This is a genomic window from Kitasatospora sp. MBT66 (assembly GCF_000710405.2).
In the GTDB taxonomy this organism is placed as follows: Bacteria; Actinomycetota; Actinomycetes; order Streptomycetales; family Streptomycetaceae; genus Kitasatospora; species Kitasatospora purpeofusca.
On sequence record NZ_JAIY01000006.1, the window covers coordinates 303,456 to 322,018 of the forward strand.

16 protein-coding genes are annotated in these 18,563 nt (G+C 70.1%); 6 read left to right on the forward strand and 10 right to left on the reverse strand.

Features of this window, described 5'->3' with window-relative positions:
* Positions 1-235 precede the first annotated feature (235 nt).
* Positions 236-2,599: a lamin tail domain-containing protein gene (locus BI06_RS55140; RefSeq protein ID WP_043468358.1), complete on the reverse strand. Its 2,364-nt coding sequence runs from the start codon at positions 2,597-2,599 to the stop codon at positions 236-238.
* A 186-nt stretch (positions 2,600-2,785) separates the two neighbouring features.
* A complete protein-coding gene (locus BI06_RS13900) occupies positions 2,786-3,211 on the reverse strand; it encodes a PPOX class F420-dependent oxidoreductase (RefSeq protein WP_051741294.1) in 426 nt (141 codons plus the stop codon).
* A 223-nt stretch (positions 3,212-3,434) separates the two neighbouring features.
* On the opposite strand from BI06_RS13900, the gene BI06_RS13905 reads away from it, so the two are divergent.
* On the forward strand, positions 3,435-4,205 hold the full coding sequence (locus tag BI06_RS13905) for a cytochrome c biogenesis CcdA family protein (protein WP_233290149.1): 771 nt from the start codon (positions 3,435-3,437) through the stop codon (positions 4,203-4,205).
* Positions 4,206-4,372: 167 nt separating this feature from the next.
* Here the strand turns inward: BI06_RS13905 and BI06_RS49445 are convergent, their stop codons facing one another.
* Together BI06_RS49445 and BI06_RS13910 are read right to left on the reverse strand one after the other, a co-directional pair.
* Positions 4,373-4,828: a hypothetical protein gene (locus BI06_RS49445; protein WP_149030374.1), complete on the reverse strand. Its 456-nt coding sequence runs from the start codon at positions 4,826-4,828 to the stop codon at positions 4,373-4,375.
* A 797-nt stretch (positions 4,829-5,625) separates the two neighbouring features.
* The gene (locus tag BI06_RS13910; protein ID WP_063794966.1) at positions 5,626-7,050 is read right to left on the reverse strand and encodes a D-alanyl-D-alanine carboxypeptidase family protein; all 1,425 of its coding nucleotides are present in this window, start codon (positions 7,048-7,050) and stop codon (positions 5,626-5,628) included.
* Positions 7,051-7,197: 147 nt separating this feature from the next.
* Between BI06_RS13910 and BI06_RS13915 the strand changes: the two genes are divergently transcribed.
* Positions 7,198-7,455 carry an SCO4848 family membrane protein gene (locus BI06_RS13915; protein WP_030393381.1) on the forward strand — a complete coding sequence of 86 codons (258 nt, stop codon included), beginning with the start codon at positions 7,198-7,200 and terminating at the stop codon, positions 7,453-7,455.
* A gap of 71 nt (positions 7,456-7,526) precedes the next feature.
* Here the strand turns inward: BI06_RS13915 and BI06_RS13920 are convergent, their stop codons facing one another.
* The 4 genes from BI06_RS13920 to sdhC are packed head-to-tail and all read right to left on the reverse strand — an operon-like array spanning position 7,527 to position 10,977.
* Positions 7,527-8,300 carry a succinate dehydrogenase iron-sulfur subunit gene (locus tag BI06_RS13920; RefSeq protein ID WP_030300553.1) on the reverse strand — a complete coding sequence of 258 codons (774 nt, stop codon included), beginning with the start codon at positions 8,298-8,300 and terminating at the stop codon, positions 7,527-7,529.
* A complete protein-coding gene (gene sdhA, locus BI06_RS13925) occupies positions 8,300-10,042 on the reverse strand; it encodes a succinate dehydrogenase flavoprotein subunit (protein ID WP_030393382.1) in 1,743 nt (580 codons plus the stop codon). Before sdhA ends, BI06_RS13920 begins: the two co-directional genes overlap by 1 nt.
* Before the next feature lie 54 nt (positions 10,043-10,096).
* Complete coding sequence (locus BI06_RS13930) at positions 10,097-10,588, reverse strand: succinate dehydrogenase hydrophobic membrane anchor subunit (RefSeq protein WP_030393383.1); 492 nt, start codon at positions 10,586-10,588, stop codon at positions 10,097-10,099.
* Positions 10,589-10,596: 8 nt separating this feature from the next.
* Positions 10,597-10,977: a succinate dehydrogenase, cytochrome b556 subunit gene (gene sdhC, locus BI06_RS13935; protein ID WP_037779669.1), complete on the reverse strand. Its 381-nt coding sequence runs from the start codon at positions 10,975-10,977 to the stop codon at positions 10,597-10,599.
* A 264-nt stretch (positions 10,978-11,241) separates the two neighbouring features.
* On the opposite strand from sdhC, the gene BI06_RS13940 reads away from it, so the two are divergent.
* On the forward strand, positions 11,242-12,096 hold the full coding sequence (locus BI06_RS13940; RefSeq protein ID WP_043468363.1) for a hypothetical protein: 855 nt from the start codon (positions 11,242-11,244) through the stop codon (positions 12,094-12,096).
* A gap of 68 nt (positions 12,097-12,164) precedes the next feature.
* On the opposite strand, the gene BI06_RS13945 is transcribed toward BI06_RS13940, so the two are convergent.
* Both BI06_RS13945 and BI06_RS13950 read right to left on the reverse strand, forming a co-directional pair.
* A complete protein-coding gene (locus tag BI06_RS13945) occupies positions 12,165-12,650 on the reverse strand; it encodes a 2-oxo-4-hydroxy-4-carboxy-5-ureidoimidazoline decarboxylase (RefSeq protein WP_030393385.1) in 486 nt (161 codons plus the stop codon).
* A gap of 336 nt (positions 12,651-12,986) precedes the next feature.
* Positions 12,987-13,730 (reverse strand): SDR family oxidoreductase, encoded by a 744-nt coding sequence (locus tag BI06_RS13950; RefSeq protein WP_043468366.1) that lies wholly within the window; start codon positions 13,728-13,730, stop codon positions 12,987-12,989.
* Positions 13,731-14,090: 360 nt separating this feature from the next.
* Here BI06_RS13950 and BI06_RS13955 point away from each other — a divergent pair, with 360 nt between their 5' ends.
* From BI06_RS13955 to BI06_RS13965, 3 genes are all read left to right on the forward strand, one after another.
* Positions 14,091-15,344, forward strand: coding sequence for an amidohydrolase (locus BI06_RS13955; RefSeq protein ID WP_030393387.1), 1,254 nt, complete (start codon positions 14,091-14,093; stop codon positions 15,342-15,344).
* A 266-nt stretch (positions 15,345-15,610) separates the two neighbouring features.
* On the forward strand, positions 15,611-16,672 hold the full coding sequence (locus BI06_RS13960) for a BMP family protein (RefSeq protein ID WP_030393388.1): 1,062 nt from the start codon (positions 15,611-15,613) through the stop codon (positions 16,670-16,672).
* A 348-nt stretch (positions 16,673-17,020) separates the two neighbouring features.
* Complete coding sequence (locus BI06_RS13965) at positions 17,021-18,559, forward strand: ABC transporter ATP-binding protein (protein WP_051741296.1); 1,539 nt, start codon at positions 17,021-17,023, stop codon at positions 18,557-18,559.
* Positions 18,560-18,563: the final 4 nt, after the last annotated feature.

Below are 18,563 nucleotides of genomic sequence, written 5' to 3' on the forward strand. Positions count from 1 at the left end.
TCGGCGTGGGCGCAGCCGCGAGTGGTGGTGCCGTCGGTCTGTGCCCGGTCCGGCCAGCAGGGAGCCTAGCCGTTTGACCTGCTGGTGTGACCAGGTTTTGAGCAGATTGTGTGCACGCAATCGGATTGTCACCTTCGCGGGCACGGGGTCGCCGGCGCGGGGCTGTGGACAGGACGCTGCCCCGGCGTCGGGGAGGTGACGTCGGGGCAGCGGGGGGTGTGGGTGCGGGGGTGCGCTACGGCAGGGGGATCCGGACCACCTGGGGGTCGTGGTCGCTCAGCTGGGTGGCGAACTCGCTGTTGAGGTGGACGATGTCGTAGCTGTAGGCGCGGGCCGCGAGGGCGGGGGAGATCAGGATGTGGTCGAGGACCTGGGAGTTGCCCTCGTAGACGTAGGTGTAGCGCTCGGCGAGGGGGAGGATGCGGGGGAGGTCGACCAGGGAGCCGCCGGCGGTGAGGAGGTCGGCGGTCTGGGAGAACTCGAAGTCGTTGAGGTCGCCGAGGACGATCACCGCGGCGTTCGGGTCGACGGCGAGGATCTGGTCGGTGAAGGTCCTGACCGCCGTGGCCTGCGCGTGGCGCTGGGTTTCGGAGGGGCGGGCGGGCTGCTGGTAGCGGCCGAAGAGGGGCTGGTCGCCGCCCTTGGAGTTGAAGTGGTTGGCGATCACGAACACCGGGCGGCCGTTCCAGCGGAACTCGCCCGCGAGCGGCTTGCGGCTGGCGTTGAAGGCGGTGTTGGTCGGGTCTATCCGGCCGGGGGAGTAGGTGAGGGCGGGGACGCCGGCGTTGTTGACCACGGAGTCGGCGGTGGTGGAGCCGGCGCCCGGGCGGTCGGTGAAGCTCAGGCCCCGGTCGGTGCGGTAGAGGAACACCTGGCGGATGTTGCCGCCGGGCTGGCCGCCGTCCTGGTCGTTGACCGGGTTGAGCTGGCGGTAGGAGTAGGCCGGGCCGCCAGCCGCGGTGATCGCGGCGGTGAGCTTGGCCAGGGTCTGGTCGGCGGCGACCACGCCGTTGTCGGTGGCGCCGGAGTTGTCCTGGATCTCCTCCAGGGCGACCAGGTCGGGCGAGCGCAGGTTGGTGACGACGGCGGCGGCGAGGCCGTCGAACTTGGCCTGCGGGTCGCTCGGTGCGAGGTTCTCGACGTTGAAGGTCGCCGTGGACAGCTCGCCGGCGGCCGGTGCGGCGGTGGTCTCCGGGGCGAGGCCGCCGGGGAGGACGGTCGGGGTGGCGGTGACCAGCAGCTTGAAGTTGCCGAAGGAGTAGTCCAGGACGCCGACGGTGGCGCCGGAGAGGGTGTCACCGACGTTGGCGGCCGGGGTCGGCGCGAGCACGTCGTCCAGCAGGACCCGCTCGGGGTTGCCGTCCGCGGCCTGGAGCAGGATGCCGCCGCGGGTGGTCCTGGTGGTGGAGCCCTGCGGGACGACCGGGATCTCGCCGACGGAACTCCTCGGCCCGACCACCGCGGCGTTGTTCAGCTGGACCCGCATGCCCTCCAGCGACTCCCAGAAGTCCAGGCCGTCGGTGGCCGGCTGGAAGCCGCCGGCGGTCTCGACGTCGCCCGTGGTGACGCTGGAGATCACCGCGGCGGGCGGGACCCGGCCGCCGGCGCCGACCACGGTGGCGGCGGGCAGCGCCGCGTTGTGGGCGAGCACCGCGGTGGTGGGCGAGGTGAGCTCGGTGACAGTGAGGTTGGTGGTGCCGCCGGTGCCGCCGGGGCGGTACTCGCTGACGGTGCCGCCGACCTGGACCGAGTCGCCGACGGCCACCCCGGGGGCGCTCGCCGTGTAGACGTACAGCGCCTCGCTGGTCGCCGGGTCGGCGTCGGGCTGCGGGTCCTGGAACCAGTAGCCGCTCGGGCCGACCGCGGTGACGACGCCGGGGACGCCGGTGACCGGCTGGCCCGCCAGCGGGGAGGTCCGGGCGGCGCCCTGGAGGTCGTGGATCCGGGTACCGCCCGTCCCGCCGCCGGAGGTGGAGTTGCGCGGGGTGGGGGCGGTGACGGCGAAGTCGGCCGCGTTGTTGTCGGTGTCGGTGGCGCCACCGCCGGCCCGCACCGCCGCGGTGGTGTTGGCGAGGTTCCCGGTGGGCGAGCCCTCGGCGGAGGAGGCGGTCGTGCCGTAGCCGACGAAGTCCTTGACCCCGGGCTGGCCGGCGCAGCCGGTGGCGCAGGTCAGCGCGGTGGAGTTGGTGACCAGCGCGATCTTCCCGGCGTTGGCGCCCATCGCGATCGTGCCGGTGGCGTCCGGCGTCGGCAGGGCGGCGCCGGAACCGGCCCCGGCGGCCTCCTGCACCAGGTAGTACTTGCCGGGGGCGACGGTGCCCGACAGGGTGGTCTTCGACCAGGAGGACCCGGCCGCCGAGGCGTACTGGACGGTCCAGCCGGTGACGCTGACCGGGGTGGTGCCCCGGTTGTACAGCTCGACGAAGTCATTGGTGTACGGCGCGCCGGAGTTGCCGCCGCCGCCGTACACCTGGCTGATGACGAGGTCCGGGGACACGGCCTGCGCGGTGCCGGCGGGCAGCGCGGTGAGCGCCGCGACGACGGTGGCGGCCGATGCCACCGCCAGTGCGCGGAGCCGGACTCGATCGGTTCGCCGCATGGGCGTCCTCCTGACGGGCGTGCAGCAGTGGATGGGGGCGCTGTGTGTTGTAGCAGCGCCACCCATGCCGTACCGCGCGCTCCGGCGAACGACCAGGCGTCCAACGGAAGAACGTTTTCCCTGGCATGAACCGGACGAGGATCCGGACGTGTCCTGAGGGACGTGGGGCGGGAGGGGCGTCGGGCCTCAGCCGTCGGTGAGGGTGATCCGGATCCCGATCGTGCCGCGCTCGCCGCGCCGCAGCCGGCTGCCGAGCACCGTGACGACGCCGACCAACCCGTACTTCTGCCGCAGCAGCGTCCGGTAGGCGGCGGTGCGCTCGGGGCCGAGGATCTCGGCGGTCGCCGGGACGGACTCACCGGTCGGATTGCCCCGCACGTCGCAGGGGCCGACCAGGACGTCCGGTCGGTTGCGGATCCGCTTCACCTTCCACGAGTCGGCGACGGTCCAGACACCGAGCGCCTCCCCGTCGCGCACCACCCACACCGGCGTCGGCACGGCGGTGCCGTCCTTCTTGAAGGTGGTGACCAGCAGGTAGCTGCCGGAGGAGAGGCTGACCAGGCGTTCGAGCCGTTCCTGCCGGTGCGGGTCGGGGTGGGGAGTGGCGCTCATGCCGGGCATTCTAGGGCTCGCCCGACAGATGCAACCCCAGGACCAGGGCAGGCTCCGTGTGCTCCGGCCAGCGCTGATTCGATCACCGACCCGGGCGGGGGCCGTCGAGTCCGGCCTGAGGGGCCTGTGCGAAGCTGGCCGGGACATGTTCGTCGCTGACGAACGCTCAGGTTGGGTTGGATCCGTCCGGGAAGGTGTCACTGTAACAATGGAGCCAGTGTCAATGGCCGTTGACGGGTCTCAAACGGTTTTCACAGGTGCCCTTGTCCTGGCGATTCCGGTCGCACTTCTGGCAGGGCTGCTATCGTTCCTTTCGCCCTGCATTCTTCCGCTGGTTCCCGGTTATCTTTCCTACGTTACTGGATTCTCGGCATCCGACCTTTCGGATGCCGGTGGAAGGAAGCGCGGACGGGTAGTACTGGGAACGCTCCTCTTCATCCTCGGATTTACCGCCGTATTCGTTTCAGCAGGTGCATTGTTCGGTTATTTCGGCAATACTCTGGCGGAGAATCAGCGTGCGGTCCAGGTATTTTCCGGAGTAATGACGATCCTGATGGGGATAGTTTTCTCCGGGCTGTTCTCCGGGATCTCGCAAAGGGAGCTGCGTAGTCGGTACAGGCCGGCGGTCGGCCTGGCAGGTGCTCCTGTTCTCGGCATCGTCTTCGGCGTGGGGTGGACACCGTGCATCGGACCGACCGCGTCGGCAGTCCAGACTCTGGCTCTCAGTGAGAGTGATCCGCTTCGAGGGGCCTTGCTGGGGTTCTTCTACTGCGCGGGACTCGGGATTCCCTTCGTTATTTCGTCTCTGGTATTCCGGCGGGCGATGGGAACCTTTGGCTGGGTCAAGCGTCACCATCAAGGGGTCATGCGATTCGGAGGCGGAATGCTCGTGCTCGTGGGCATCATGCTGCTGACTGGGGCGTGGGCAGATCTGGTGGACTTCTTGAGGGTCTGGGCAGCCGGCCATTTGCCGGACAGTCTTGTGGCCATCTGACCAGTTCGGTTCGTGAAGCCTGTGGTCTGTTCCAGGATTCATAGGCTCGGGTCCGGCACAGGATCGAGCTGCCTGCCGGTGAGGGGGCCATCGTAGGGATTCGGGTTCGGGAGGGCAACATCTGGGGCGCCCGGCAGGTTGGACTGCCGGGCGCCCCAGAATCGGTTCTACGTCCAACGCTGGTTGCTATTTCCCCAGTCTGTCGGGTTGGCGTAGACATTGCCGGGCTCGGCAGCATCGAGAATGAATCCGGTCTGCCAGGACTGAAGCTTCCATCCCGTGTCTGTTTTGATCTCCCACCAGCGCTGCCAGCCGTTCGTCTGATCCTTGCCCGGGTTGCAGGGTTCGGTGTAGACGTGTTGGTTTGAGAAGGAGGTCAGGCACTGGCCGTCCAGCTTGGAAGCCAAATTGAAGCTTCCATCGCTATTCTTGGTCTCGTTCCAGCTGGCAGTTGCATTGATGAGGAATACGTTGCCACCGCTATTGCCGAGCCGAAGGCCGTTCCACCTGACGTTCTTCCAGTAGACATTCCCGTCCGCCGAGGCAACGCCCGAAATCGAAAGCACCAGAGCAGACGCTGTCGCGGCAACTACGGAGAATCGCGCAATGCGCTTTTTGCCCATTTCCCCCCCTTGATTGGGTGTGTTCCGAATGAGCATGGGGAAGATCGCGCGCGACTCGACCCCACGGAAACCACTGTAGCATGCGAACTGTGAAATCCGCCATGGTGAATATTCGATTCAAAGTTGGGAAATTCTTCCCCATGTCCAAAATATGCCCAGATCTCCCACTTCATGACCTAGATCAGATGAATCCGCCCTTATGTTACGCTTTGATCGATATTTCATGCTACAGTTTTCGGAACTTAATATTCCGCCATCCGGGGTGGTGTGGAGCGGGATATTTAACGGCCGTAACCTGATTTTCAGCGCTCTATCGGCTGTATTTGGCCAGAGTGCTTAAACAGGCCATGAGGCACTTGGGTCGGCGATATGTGGGGTCGGGTGCCCTCGTCGGCGAGCCATAGGGCCGATCATCGCGACGTTCGCCACCGCTTCGGAACGGGTGGGCAGGACTCCTGTGAACGAGGCCCGTACGGCGGCGGTTCGTTGGCAGCTTGATCGTCATCATGGCTGCACCCTGCGGGACCGACCCTCTGATCCAAGGCTGCGTGATCCAAGGGGCGATCGCGCTTGGGCTGGGCTCCTCAGAGGCTCCGCGTAGTTCAGGCGAGATTGCGGTTGTAGGCGATGGCCTGCGCGGAGTGGTGCAGGCCACCGCCTACCTGTTGGCGGCACCGGAGGGTTGTGTACTTGTTCGTGAGCGTGAAGAAGTACTCAACGCGGTGCGTGCACGTCGGTGCGAGTACCTCACCCCTGCGCGAGGAATGCCCCTGTACCCGGCCTTCCAGGACGGGCCTTCAGGGGCGCCGGCCCCGGCGGGTGGCGGTGGTCGCGGCGAACCGGGCGCGGGTGGTGCGGGCCAGGGAGCGGGCTTGGCGGGTGAGGCGGCGGCGGGTGCTGCCGCCCACCGCTGTGGCGCCGCCGACGGCGGTGGCGCCGCGTGGGGCGGTTCCGGCTGCCGTCCGGGCCGGAACGGAGTACGCGATGTGCGGGGCGTAGTCCGGGCGCGGGGGGACCGGGACGCCGCCGGGGAGTACGGGCAGTACGGGGAGCGCGGGCGTCGCGGGGTGCGGACGGCGCCGGGTGCGCAGTCGGCCGGCCGTCCAGAGGGCCAGCGCGGTGCCGAAGGCGAGTGCCGTCCAGCCGGTCGGGCCGAGGGCGTGGTCGGCCTGCTGGATGGCGTGCGGCAGGACGCCGGAGGCCGGGGCCTCGGCGGCCGGGGCGGCGGACGCGTCGGGCGCGGTCTCCTCCTCGACCAGCCGGCCGACCGGTTCGACCTTGCCGGCCGCGGCGAAGCCCCAGTCCAGCAGCGCGGCCGTCTCGTCGTACACCTTCTGGTAGGTGGTCGGGTGCATCACCGTCACCAGCAGGGTGCGGCCGTCGCGTTCGGCGGCGCCGACGAAGGTGGAGCCGGCATTGGTGGTGAAACCGTTCTTCACCCCGATCAGGCCCGGGTACTTGCCGAGCAGCCGGTCGGTGTTGGCGATCCCGAAGCTGCCGCGCTGCCCCGTGTTCCGGTCCACCGCGCCCGGGAACATCGCGTCGCGGGTCGCGCAGTAGCTCCGGAAGTCCGGGTTGCGCAGCCCCGCCCGGGCGAACAGCGTCAGGTCGTAGGCCGAGGACACCTGGCCGTCCGAGTCGTAGCCGTCCGGCGAGACCACCCGGGTGTCCCGGGCCTGCAGCGCCTCCGCCCGCGCCTGCATCTCGGCCACGGTCTGCTGCACGCCGCCGTTCATGTGCGCGAGGACGTGCACCGCGTCGTTGCCGGAGCTCAGGAACACCCCGCGCCAGAGGTCCTCGACCCGGTAGTCCAGGTCCTCCTTGATGCCGACCAGGCTGCTCCCCGCGCCGATCCCCTGGATCTCCTCGGGCGCGACCCGGTGCACCGCGTTGCGGTCGAACTTGGGCAGCACGGTGTCCGCGAAGAGGATCTTCAGCGTGGAGGCCGGGGCGAGCCGCAGATGCGGGTTGCTGGCCGCCAGCACCTCGCCCGACGCGGCGTCGGCGACTATCCAGGACTGCCCGGTGAGGTCCCCCGGCAGCGCCGGGGCGCCCGCCAGCGGATCCACCTGGACCCCCGGGAGCCCCAGCCGGTCGCCCCCGACCGAGGCTGACGGCGGCGACCCGGGCGGGGCCGCGACGGCCACCGGGGCGGCGAACAGGAGCGGAAGGGCCGCGGCGGGGGCGGCGATCAGGCGTGCGAGCTTCGAGCTAGTGGGCACCAGCAGACGGTACCCACTCGGGACCCCCGCCGTCCGCCTCTCCGCCCCGGTCCGCCGCAGGAGGGGGCCGCCGTACGCCGAACGGACGCCCGCGCATACTGGGGAAGCACACCGCCTTCACCTCCCCGCCCCACCGAGGACCGCCCCATGAAGCTCAGCCGCCGCACCTCCTGGTTCCTGACCGCCTTCGGCGTCTGGTCCCTGTTCATCTGGACCACCTTCGTCAAGAACCTCTGGAAGGACTCCGGCGGCCAGGCCTTCACCGGCGGCGACCACTCCCAGCCCACCGCCTTCTTCTGGGTCCACCTCCTCCTCGCCCTCACCTCCCTCGCCCTCGGCCTCGCCATCGGCACCCTCGGCCTCCGCGGCCTCCGCGCCACCCGCCGCGAACCCGCCACCGACTGAGCGGCGCGCCGACCGGCAACGCGAAGGCCCCCGTCCGGAGCGGACGGGGGCCTTCGGCGTGGGGCTCGGGATCAGAAGCGGCGGGTGACCAGGGCGCGCTTCACTTCCTGGATCGCCTTGGTGACCTCGATGCCGCGGGGGCAGGCCTCGGAGCAGTTGAAGGTGGTCCGGCAGCGCCAGACGCCCTCACGGTCGTTGAGGATCTCCAGCCGCTGCTCCGCGCCCTCGTCGCGCGAGTCGAAGATGAAGCGGTGGGCGTTGACGATCGCGGCCGGGCCGAAGTACTGGCCGTCGTTCCAGAACACCGGGCAGGACGACGTGCACGCGGCGCACAGGATGCACTTGGTGGTGTCGTCGAAGCGCTCGCGGTCCTCGGCGGACTGCAGGCGCTCGCGGGTCGGCTCGTTCCCCTTGGTGATGAGGAACGGCATGACGTCCTTGTACGCCTGGAAGAACGGGTCCATGTCCACGATCAGGTCCTTGAGGACCGTCAGGCCCTTGATGGCCTCGATCGTGATCGGCTTCTCCGGGTTGACGTCCTTGAGCAGGGTCTTGCACGCCAGCCGGTTGCGGCCGTTGATCCGCATGGCGTCGGAGCCGCAGATGCCGTGGGCACAGGAACGGCGGTAGGTGAGGGTGCCGTCCTGCTCCCACTTGATCTTGTTGAGCGCGTCCAGGACGCGCTCCTTCGGGTCCATCTCCAGCTGGTAGTCGACCCACACCGGGTCCGGGTGCTCCTCCGGGTTGAACCGGCGGATCCGGACGGTGACGGTGATCAGCTTGGTACCGCCGGCCTCGGCCGCGTCCAGAGCGGCCGAGTGCTTCTCCATGGTCGGAGTGCTCATCAGTACTTACGCTCCATCGGCTGGTAGCGGGTCGTGACGACCGGCTTGTAGTCGAGGCGGATGGAGGTGCTGCCGTCGGCGGCGACCTCCTGGTACGCCATGGTGTGCTGCATGAACTTCACGTCGTCACGGGTCGGGAAGTCCTCGCGGTAGTGACCGCCGCGCGACTCCTCGCGGGCGAGCGCCGAGACCGCCAGGACCTCGGCCAGGTCGAGCAGGTTGCCCAGCTCGATGGCCTCCAGCAGGTCCGTGTTGTAACGGAAGCCCTTGTCCTGGATCGAGACGTTCTTGTAGCGCTCCTTCAGCGCGGCGATGTCCTCGACCGCCTGCTTCAGGGTGGCGCCGGTGCGGTACACCATCGCGTTGGCGTCCATGGACTCCTGCAGCTCCTTGCGGATCTGCGCCACGGACTCGGTGCCGGTGGACTCGCGGAGCGAGTCGACCAGGTTCTGGACCAGCTGCTCCGGGTTCTCCGGCAGCGGGACGAAGTCGTTGGCGTCGGCGAAGCCCGCGGCGGCGAGGCCCGCGCGACGGCCGAAGACGTTGATGTCCAGCAGCGAGTTGGTGCCCAGGCGGTTGGCGCCGTGCACGGACACGCAGGCGACCTCGCCGGCCGCGTACAGGCCCGGGACGACGTCGGTGTTGTTGCGCAGCACCTCACCCTCGACGTTGGTCGGGATGCCGCCCATGGCGTAGTGCGCGGTGGGCTGGATCGGGATCGGGTCCGTGTAGGGCTCGATGCCGAGGTAGGTGCGGGCGAACTCGGTGATGTCCGGGAGCTTGGCGTCCAGCTGCTCCGGCGGCAGGTGGGTCAGGTCCAGGTAGACGTGGTCGCCGTCCGGACCGCAGCCGCGGCCTTCGCGGATCTCGGTGTAGATCGCGCGGGAGCAGACGTCACGGGACGCGAGGTCCTTCATGACGGGGGCGTAGCGCTCCATGAAGCGCTCGCCGTCCTTGTTGCGCAGGATGCCGCCCTCGCCGCGGGCGCCCTCGGTGAGCAGGATGCCCATCCGCCAGATGCCCGTCGGGTGGAACTGGAAGAACTCCATGTCCTCCAGCGGCAGGCCGCGGCGGTAGGCCACCGCCTGGCCGTCACCGGTGAGGGTGTGGGCGTTCGAGGAGACCTTGAACATCTTGCCGGTGCCGCCGGAGGCGAACACGACGGCCTTGGCCTGGAAGACGTGGATCTCGCCGGTGGCCAGCTCGTAGGCGACGACGCCGGCCGTGCGGCCCTCGTTGATCAGCAGGTCCAGGACGTAGAACTCGTTGAAGAACTCGACGCCGTGCTTGACGCAGTTCTGGAACAGCGTCTGCAGGATCATGTGACCGGTGCGGTCGGCCGCGTAGCAGGAACGGCGGACCGGGGCCTCGCCGTGGTTGCGGGAGTGGCCGCCGAAGCGGCGCTGGTCGATCCGGCCCTGCTCGGTGCGGGAGAAGGGCAGACCCATCTTCTCCAGGTCGAGGACCGCGTCGATGGCCTCCTTGCACATGATCTCGGCGGCGTCCTGGTCGACCAGGTAGTCACCACCCTTGACCGTGTCGAAGGTGTGCCACTCCCAGTTGTCCTCCTCGACGTTGGCCAGGGCGGCGCACATGCCGCCCTGGGCCGCGCCGGTGTGGGACCGGGTCGGGTAGAGCTTGGTCAGGACCGCGGTGCGGCTGCGCTGCGTCGACTCGATGGCGGCGCGCATCCCGGCGCCGCCGGCGCCGACGATGACGGTGTCGTACTGGTGAATCTGCATGGGGGGTTAACTCGCCTCTGGCCTCTGCCGATGTCCGATGTGGATGCTGTCGGCTCAGATGTTGGGATCGAAGGTGAAGATCACCAGGGTGCCGAGCAGCACGGTGAAGACCGTGGCGGTACCCATGAGGCCCTTCAGCCAGAGCCGGGTGGAGTCCTTCTCGGCGTAGTCGTTGATGACCTGACGCATGCCGTTGGCGCCGTGCAGCATGGCGAGCCAGAGCATGGTGAGGTCCCAGACCTGCCAGAACGGCGAGGCCCAGCGGCCGGCCACGAAGGCGAAGCCGATCTTGGAGACGCCGCCGTCGAGCACCAGCATGATCAGCAGGTGGCCGAGGATCAGCACCACGAGGACGATGCCGGACAGGCGCATGAAGAGCCACGCCAGCATCTCGAAGTTGGTACGGGTGCGGCGCGGGGTCTTCTTCGACCGCTGCCTGGCCGGTTCGATCACGAACGCGTCGGCCGGGTTGCCGGTGCCGAGACCCTTGCCGGTGTGCGCCTGGGCGGAGGGGACCACCAGAGCGTCGGAGATTTCCGTGGACATGTCTCAGATCACTTCCCGAACCAGGAGGTCAGCGTGTGCTGCAGGATCGGGTAGAAGGCGCCGGCCATGAGGACGACCCAGACTCCGACCACGGTCCAGAGCATCTGCTTCTGGTACTTCGGGCCCTTGGACCAGAAGTCGACGGCGACGACGCGCAGTCCGTTCAGGGCGTGGAACAGGATGGCGGCCACCAGGCCGTACTCCATCAGGTTCACGAGCGGCGTCTTGTACGTCTGAATGACGGTGTCGTACGCCTCGGGAGACACCCGCACCAGTGCGGTGTCCAGGACATGGGCGAACAGGAAGAAGAAGATGAGGACGCCGGTGACTCGATGAGCCACCCAGCTCCACATGCCTTCCCGGCCGCGGTACAGCGTTCCAGCCGGCACGGAAAAACCCTCCGGAAGCGATTGGGGGCTCGGCCGGCTTCGGTGTCGGTCAGCCCGGCCGGGTACGGTCCACCGGCCGCGAGCATCCTATCGACGCGTTGTCGGGAACCGCCTCCGGGGGTCCGAGGTGTGATCAATCAGGCACGACTGGCCTAGTCGGGCGGGAACCCGGGCGGGAATCGCGACGCAGAGTGACCGCGCGCGTGCTCCGGGTCGCGCTACGGTGACCCACCCGTTCGCCGCCGACACCCCGCCGAGGCCCCCGTGCCGCACCGCGCCCCGCACCCCGCCCGTCCCGCCCGCCCGTCCGGCCCGCTGCCGGCCACCCAGCAACGGGCCGTCCCACCGCTGGCCGTCCCGCTGCTGGCCGGGGCACTGCTGCTCGCCGCCGGCTGCGCCGCCCCGGCGGGTGGCTCGTCCGACCGGGCCGCCGCCCCGGCCCGGGAGCTGTCCGCCGCCGAACTGCGCGCCGCCGCGGTCACCGACGCCGAGCTGGGGCCCGGCTTCACCGTCACCGTGATCGCCCCCGGCCACGGCGAGACCGGCCCGGACGGCGGCCGGGAGACCGCCGACAAGCCGGTCTGCCAGCCGCTGCTGGACGCGGTGGCGCCGGCGGCGGGCCCGGCGAAGGCGGCCCGGGCGTCCGCCTCCCCGGCCCCGGTTTCGGCGGTGCCGTACGCGGAGACCGATCTGAGCGTGGCCCTGGCCGCAGACCCCTCGGGGAGCCTCTACGGCGGGCTGCTCGGCTACCGGGGCGACCGGGCGGCCAAGCTGCAGGCGGAGTTGGAGGGACTGTTCGCTCCGTGTGCGGAGTTCGGCTCGACCGCGCCGCCGCCCCCGGCGGACCGGAGCCGCGGGACGACCCGGACCGGGCACCGGCTGAGCCGGAACGACACGCCCACGCCCGAGGGAGCCGACGCGGCGACGGGTTTCACCCTGACGAATGAATCCGGTGCGGTCGTGCTCGCGCAGCGTGCCGTCCTGGCGCGGGTCGGACCGGCCCTGGTGATGTTCAGCACGGTGGGCGTCGGCGCCGAGCCGGCCCCGGCACCGGACGAGCGGGTCGTCCGGCACCAGGTGGCCAAGCTGCGCGCGGCCCAGAAGGCCCGGAAGAACTGAAGGGCCGGAAGAGCTGAAGGGCCGGAAGAGCTGAAGGCCCCGGGCGCCGAGGGCGCCCGGGGCGGGGGTCAGCGGGCCCCGGCCCCGGACTGGGTGGCGACCAGGTGCTCCAACCGGGTGAGGGCGATCCGGCGCAGCTCGTCGGCGGCGACCAGGCGCTCCTCGTCGGGGTCGTTGGCGAGGCGGGTGCGGATCGAGCTGAGCACGGCGTCGAGCATCTCCTCGGGGTCGATGCCCTCCAGGCAGACCACGAAGACATGCCCGAACCGTGCCTCGTAGGCGGCGTGGGCGGCCCGGAGCGCGGTGTGCGCAGCCTGGCTGCCGGGTGCGCGCATGCCGAGGAGCGGCTGCGGCATCCAGCTCTCGTCCGCCAGCGCCTCGGCCAGGTCGGCCGGACGCAGGTCGTACGAGGCCTCGCTGGCGGCGGCGCGCAGGGACTCTATGTCGGGGTAGGGCCGGTGGGCGGTGAGCCGGAGGGCCCACCGGTGGCTGCCGCAGCAGGCGAGCAGGGCCTCCTCCGCGGCTCCGGCGTCGGCCTCGTTGAAACGGTGCAAGCCGAGGAGGGTCGGCTCGTCCCGGGGGTCGAGCCTCGGTGACGGAATCTCGCTGGCCAGCGGGTCCTCCTCGTGAGGGCGGGAAGGGGCCGGTGAAGTGGCGGTGACGGCAGGTGAAGTATGAGGCTGCGGAACGGCGTCCAACGCCCGCCCGGCCGCGGCTCAACGGTAGTTGAGCCGTCATCAGTTGGGGAGGGCGCACGCGGATTTCATCCGAACGAGCTATCAAGTTGTGACGTTGACACCTTCGTGTCAGCGCCCTCCCCTTCTTCATCTGCTACGACGCACCGCCTCCACCGCCCCCGCCGCCTCCGCTCCGGTCGGCCCGGCGCCGGGTCAGAGCTCGCGGTGGACCTTGTGGTTGGCGGCCTGGGCGCGGGGGCGGACCACCAGCAGGTCGATGTTCACGTGCGGGGGCCGGGTGACGGCCCAGGCGACGGTGTCGGCGATGTCCTCGGAGTCGAGCGGCTCGGCGACGCCGGCGTACACGGCGGCGGCCTTCTCCTCGTCGCCGCGGAAGCGGGTCACCGCGAAGCCCTCGGACTTCACCATGCCCGGGGCGATCTCGATCACCCGGATCGGCTCCCCGCACAGCTCCAGCCGGAGCGTCGCGGCGATGGTGTGCGCGGCGTGCTTGGCCGCGACGTAGCCGCCGCCGCCCTCGTACGCGGCGAGCGCGGCGGTGGACGACATCACCAGGACCGTGCCGTCGCCGCTCGCCCGCAGGGCCGGCAGCAGCGCCTGGGTCATGTGCAGCACGCCGAGCACGTTGACCTGGTACATGGCGAGCCAGTCGGCCGGGTCGCCGTGCTCCACGGTCTCCGCGCCGATCGCGCCGCCGGCGTTGTTCACCAGGACGTCCACCCGGCCGAGCCCGGCCGCGAAGGCGTCCACGGCGGCCCGGTCGGTGACGTCCAGGGTGTGGGCGCGGCCACCGATCTCCTTGGCCAGCGCCTCGATCCGGTCGGTCCGGCGGGCGGTCAGCACCACCTCGAAGCCCTCGGCGGCGAGGCGGCGGGCGGTCGCCGCGCCGATCCCACTGCTCGCACCGGTGACGACGGCCACCTTCTGCTCGGTCATTGCCACTCCTGGGATAGCCCGGTCGGTTCGGCCGATCATCTCAAGACCGCCGACGAGGGGCGCAGGCGCGGGGCCGCGGGGCCGGGTCGAACACTTCGCGGGGCCGCAGGGTCGGGTCGAACACTTTGAGCCAGGATTCGAACTGCCGGGAGCCGGGCACCGCCGCCGGAGCGTCCGCGAACCGCCCGGCCGGGAGTGGCGTGACCGCCGTCGCCGATGGTCGTTGCACTGGGCAGGCACCATGGGGAAGGCGGCTGAAACAAGATGTCATACCCACCGGCGCGGCCGGTATGCGCCCATCCGGGCAGTGATTTTCGGGAAGTCAGGCCAAATCCCCCCAACGGGCCTACCCTTGTTGAGATGAACCGTCGTGAGTCCGCCCAGTCGGCCGTCACCCTCACCGCTGCACGCCCCGCCGCCGGTCTCCGTGACCGGGTACGCGAGCTGGAGCCCGAGCTGATCGCCTTCCGGCGGGACCTGCACCGGCACCCGGAGCTGGGCCGCCAGGAGTTCCGTACCACCGGCCGGCTGCGCGACCGTCTGGTCGCGGCCGGCCTCGCCCCCCGGATCCTCCCGGGCGGCACCGGAATGCTCGTCGACATCGTTCCCGAGTCCGCCCCGCGCGGGGCGGAGTTCCTCGCCTTCCGCGCCGACATCGACGCCCTGCCGATCGACGACGCCAAGACCGAGGTGCCCTACCGGTCGAGCGTCCCCGGCCGGGCCCACGCCTGCGGCCACGACGTGCACACCTCGGTGCTGCTGGGCACCGCGCTGGTGCTCGCCGAGGCGGCCCGGACCGGTGAACTGCGCCGCCCGGTGCGGCTGGTGTTCCAGCCCGCCGAGGAGGTCATGCCCGGCGGCGCCCTGGACGTGATCGCGGCCGGCGGCATGGAGGGCGTCGGCCGGATCTTCGCCGTGCACTGCGACCCCAAGGTGGAGGTGGGCCGGATCGGCCTGCGGGTCGGGGCGATCACCTCGGCCTGCGACCGCCTGGTCCTGCACCTGGACGGCCCCGGCGGCCACACCGCGCGGCCGCACCTGACCACCGACCTGGTCACCGCGATCGCCAGGACCGCCGCCGAGCTGCCGGCCGCGCTGGCCCGCCGGATGGACCCGCGCTGGGGCGTCTCGCTGGTCTGGGGCCGGATCGCCGCCGGTTCCGCGCCCAATGTCATCCCGCAGCACGCCGAACTGGAGGGCACCGTCCGCTGCCTGGAGCTGGACGGCTGGCGGGAGGCGCCGGACCTGCTGCACGAGCTGATCGCCCGGCTCGCCGAGACCCACCGCGCCAAGTGGACGCTGGACTACCACCGGGGCGTGCCGCCGGTGGTGAACGAGGCGGGCTCGGTGGGCCTGCTGGACGCCGCGATGACCGCGCGCTTCGGCGGACCCGGGGCGACCGTGGTGGAGGACACCGAGCAGTCGCTCGGCGGGGAGGACTTCTCCTGGTACCTGGAGCACGCTCCCGGCGCGCTGGCCCGCCTCGGCGTGCGCACCCCCGGCGACACCGCCGTCCGCGACCTGCACCAGGGCCGCTTCGACGTGGACGAGCGGGCGATCGCGGTCGGGGTGGAGCTGTTCGCCGCGCTGGCACTGGAGCCCGGGACGCCCTGACACACGCCCTCGTACCGACCTGAACCGGACACCCGCACAGGGTGTCCGGTTTGTCGCAATACTGCCTTTATTTCGGGTTACGTACACTGGGCTGGGCCAGTTCCAATCACCCTCAGTGAAGGGGAAAGGAGTGTCGGGTGGACCGTGAGACCACGGTTTGGTAACAACCCGAATGCTCCGGCGGCCCGTAACACAACCGTGTTCTACGCGCGTTACGGTGGCGTCCGACCACGCTAAACGGGTGCGTGTGAGAAGGAGATATTCCCTTGCGCCGTTCTACTAAGCTCGCTGCGGTTGTGCTCTCGGGTTCCCTGGGCATCGCCTCGCTCGCCGCTTGCGGCGCAAAGAGCAATGACACTTCCGCCTCCTCCGGCGCCTCCGACGGTGCGCTGAAGGTCGGTATGGCCTACGACATCGGCGGCCGTGGCGACCAGTCCTTCAACGACTCCGCCGCCCGCGGTCTCGACCAGGCCAAGTCCCAGCTCGGTGTCGCCGTCACCGAGGCCGACGCCAAGACCGGCGAGGCCGAGGCCGACAAGGAGACCCGTCTCAAGAACCTGGTGACCGCCGGTTACAACCCGGTCATCGCGGTCGGCTTCGTCTACCAGGCGGCCGTCGAGAAGGTCGCCAAGGAGAACCCGAACACCAAGTTCGCGATCATCGACTCGGCGTCCGACACCCAGCCGAGCAACGTCACCTCGCTGACGTTCTCCGAGCAGGAGGGCTCCTACCTCGCCGGTGTCGCCGCCGCCCTCAAGACGAAGACCAAGCACGTGGGCTTCATCGGCGGTGTGCAGACCGAGCTGATCAAGAAGTTCGAGGCCGGTTACCGCGCGGGCGTCAAGTCCGTCGACCCGAGCATCCCGGTCGAGGTCACCTACCTGACCACCCCGCCGGACTTCTCCGGCTTCGCCGCCCCCGACAAGGGCAAGGAAGCCGCGCAGGGCCAGCTCGACAAGAAGGCCGACGTCATCTACACCGCCGCCGGCTCCTCCGGCAACGGTGCGATCGAGGCGGCCGCCGGCGCCGGCGCCCTGGCCATCGGTGTCGACTCCGACCAGGCCGCGCAGCCCGCCCTGGCGAAGTACAAGAACAGCATCCTGACCTCGATGGTCAAGAACGTCGACAAGGCCGTTTTCGCCTACATCGAGTCCGCCAAGAAGGGCCAGGTCTTCACCGGTGTGAAGAACTTCGACCTCAAGGCCGACGGTGTCTCGCTCGCCACCACCGGCGGCAAGATCGACGACATCAAGACCAAGCTCGACGAGGCCGCGGCCGGCATCAAGAACGGCGCGATCACCGTTCCGACCGACCCGTCCAAGATCTAAGGTCCACGGCTCGACCGGACGTCGTTGCCGCTGCCGCCTGCCCGGCAGCGCGATGATGGACGCGACATCAGGGAGGGGCCCGGAAGGGTGCGCTCAACGCGTACCCCCGGGCCCCGTCCCGTCCCCCCACCCTTTTCGCTTTTGGCCCTCCAGCGCAACGACGCGCCTCCAGACCACCAGGAGATCGCCATCACCGCATCCGACCCCGCCCCGACCACGGGCGGCAACCCCAGCGCGGGGACGGCGACACCGGCCGTCGAACTGCGCGGCATCACCAAGCGCTTCCCCGGCGTCGTGGCCAACCACGACATCAACCTCACCGTCCGCACCGGCACCGTGCACGCCCTCATGGGCGAGAACGGCGCCGGCAAGTCGACGCTGATGAAGATCCTCTACGGCATGCAGAAGCCGGACGAGGGCACCATCGCGATCAACGGCGAGCAGTGCGAGTTCAACACCCCCGGCGAGGCCATCGCGCGCGGCATCGGCATGGTGCACCAGCACTTCATGCTCGCCGACAACCTCACCGTGTGGGAGAACGTCGTCCTCGGCGGCGAGCACCTGTACGGCATCGGCGGCAAGGCCAAGGCGAAGATCAAGGAGATCTCCGACCAGTACGGCCTGGGCGTGCGCCCGGACGCCCTGGTCGAGGACCTCGGCGTGGCCGACCGCCAGCGGGTCGAGATCCTCAAGGTGCTCTACCGCGGCGCCAAGATCCTGATCCTCGACGAGCCCACCGCGGTGCTCGTCCCGCAGGAGGTCGACGCCCTGTTCGACAACCTGCGGGAGCTGAAGTCCGAGGGCGTCACCGTCATCTTCATCTCGCACAAGCTGCACGAGGTGCTCTCGGTGGCCGACGCGATCAGCGTCATCCGCCGCGGCACCACCGTCGGCGACGCGGACCCGAAGAGCGTCACCGCCCGCCAGCTCGCCGAGCTGATGGTCGGCGCCGAGCTCCCCTCCCCGGAGAGCCGCGAGTCCACCGTCACCACCGACGAGATGCTGCGCGTCGAGGGCCTGCGGATCGCCAAGACCGACGCCGAGGGCATCGAGCGCGTCGTCCTGGACGACATCTCGCTGCGCATCCACAAGGGCGAGATCCTCGGCATCGCCGGCGTCGAGGGCAACGGCCAGGCCGAACTGGTCGAGGCCGTGATGGGGATGCTGCCGCTGGACGGCGGCACCGTCACCCTGGACGGCAAGGACCTCTCCGGCACCCTCACCCGGGCCCGCCGCGAGGCCGGCATCGGCTACATCCCCGAGGACCGCCACCGGCACGGCCTGCTGCTGGAGGCCCCGCTCTGGGAGAACCGGATCCTCGGCCACGTCACCGAGCGGCCCAACTCCAAGGGCGTGCTGCTCGACCCGGCCGCCGCCCGCAAGGACACCCAGCGGATCGTCGAGGAGTACGACGTCCGCACCCCCGGCATCGAGGTCACCGCGGCCTCCCTCTCCGGCGGCAACCAGCAGAAGCTGATCATCGGCCGCGAGATGAGCCACGAGCCCAAGCTGCTCATCGCCGCCCACCCCACCCGCGGTGTGGACGTCGGCGCCCAGGCGCAGATCTGGGAGCACATCCGGGTCGCCCAGCGGGCCGGCCTCGCCGTGCTGCTGATCTCGGCCGACCTGGACGAGCTGATCGGCCTCTCCGACACCATCCGGGTGATCTACCGCGGCCGGCTGGTCGCCGACGCCGACCCGGCCACCGTGACCGCCGAGGACCTCGGCACCGCGATGACCGGTGCAGCCCAGGGCCACATCGAGTCCGAGCCGGAAGCGGTCGCCGAGGCGCAGGCCCTGGCGGCCGAGGGGACCGAGGCGCAGTCCGCGGCCCCGACCGACACCGCCCCCACCGACACCGCCGACGACCAGCAGGCGGGGGAGTAGCCAC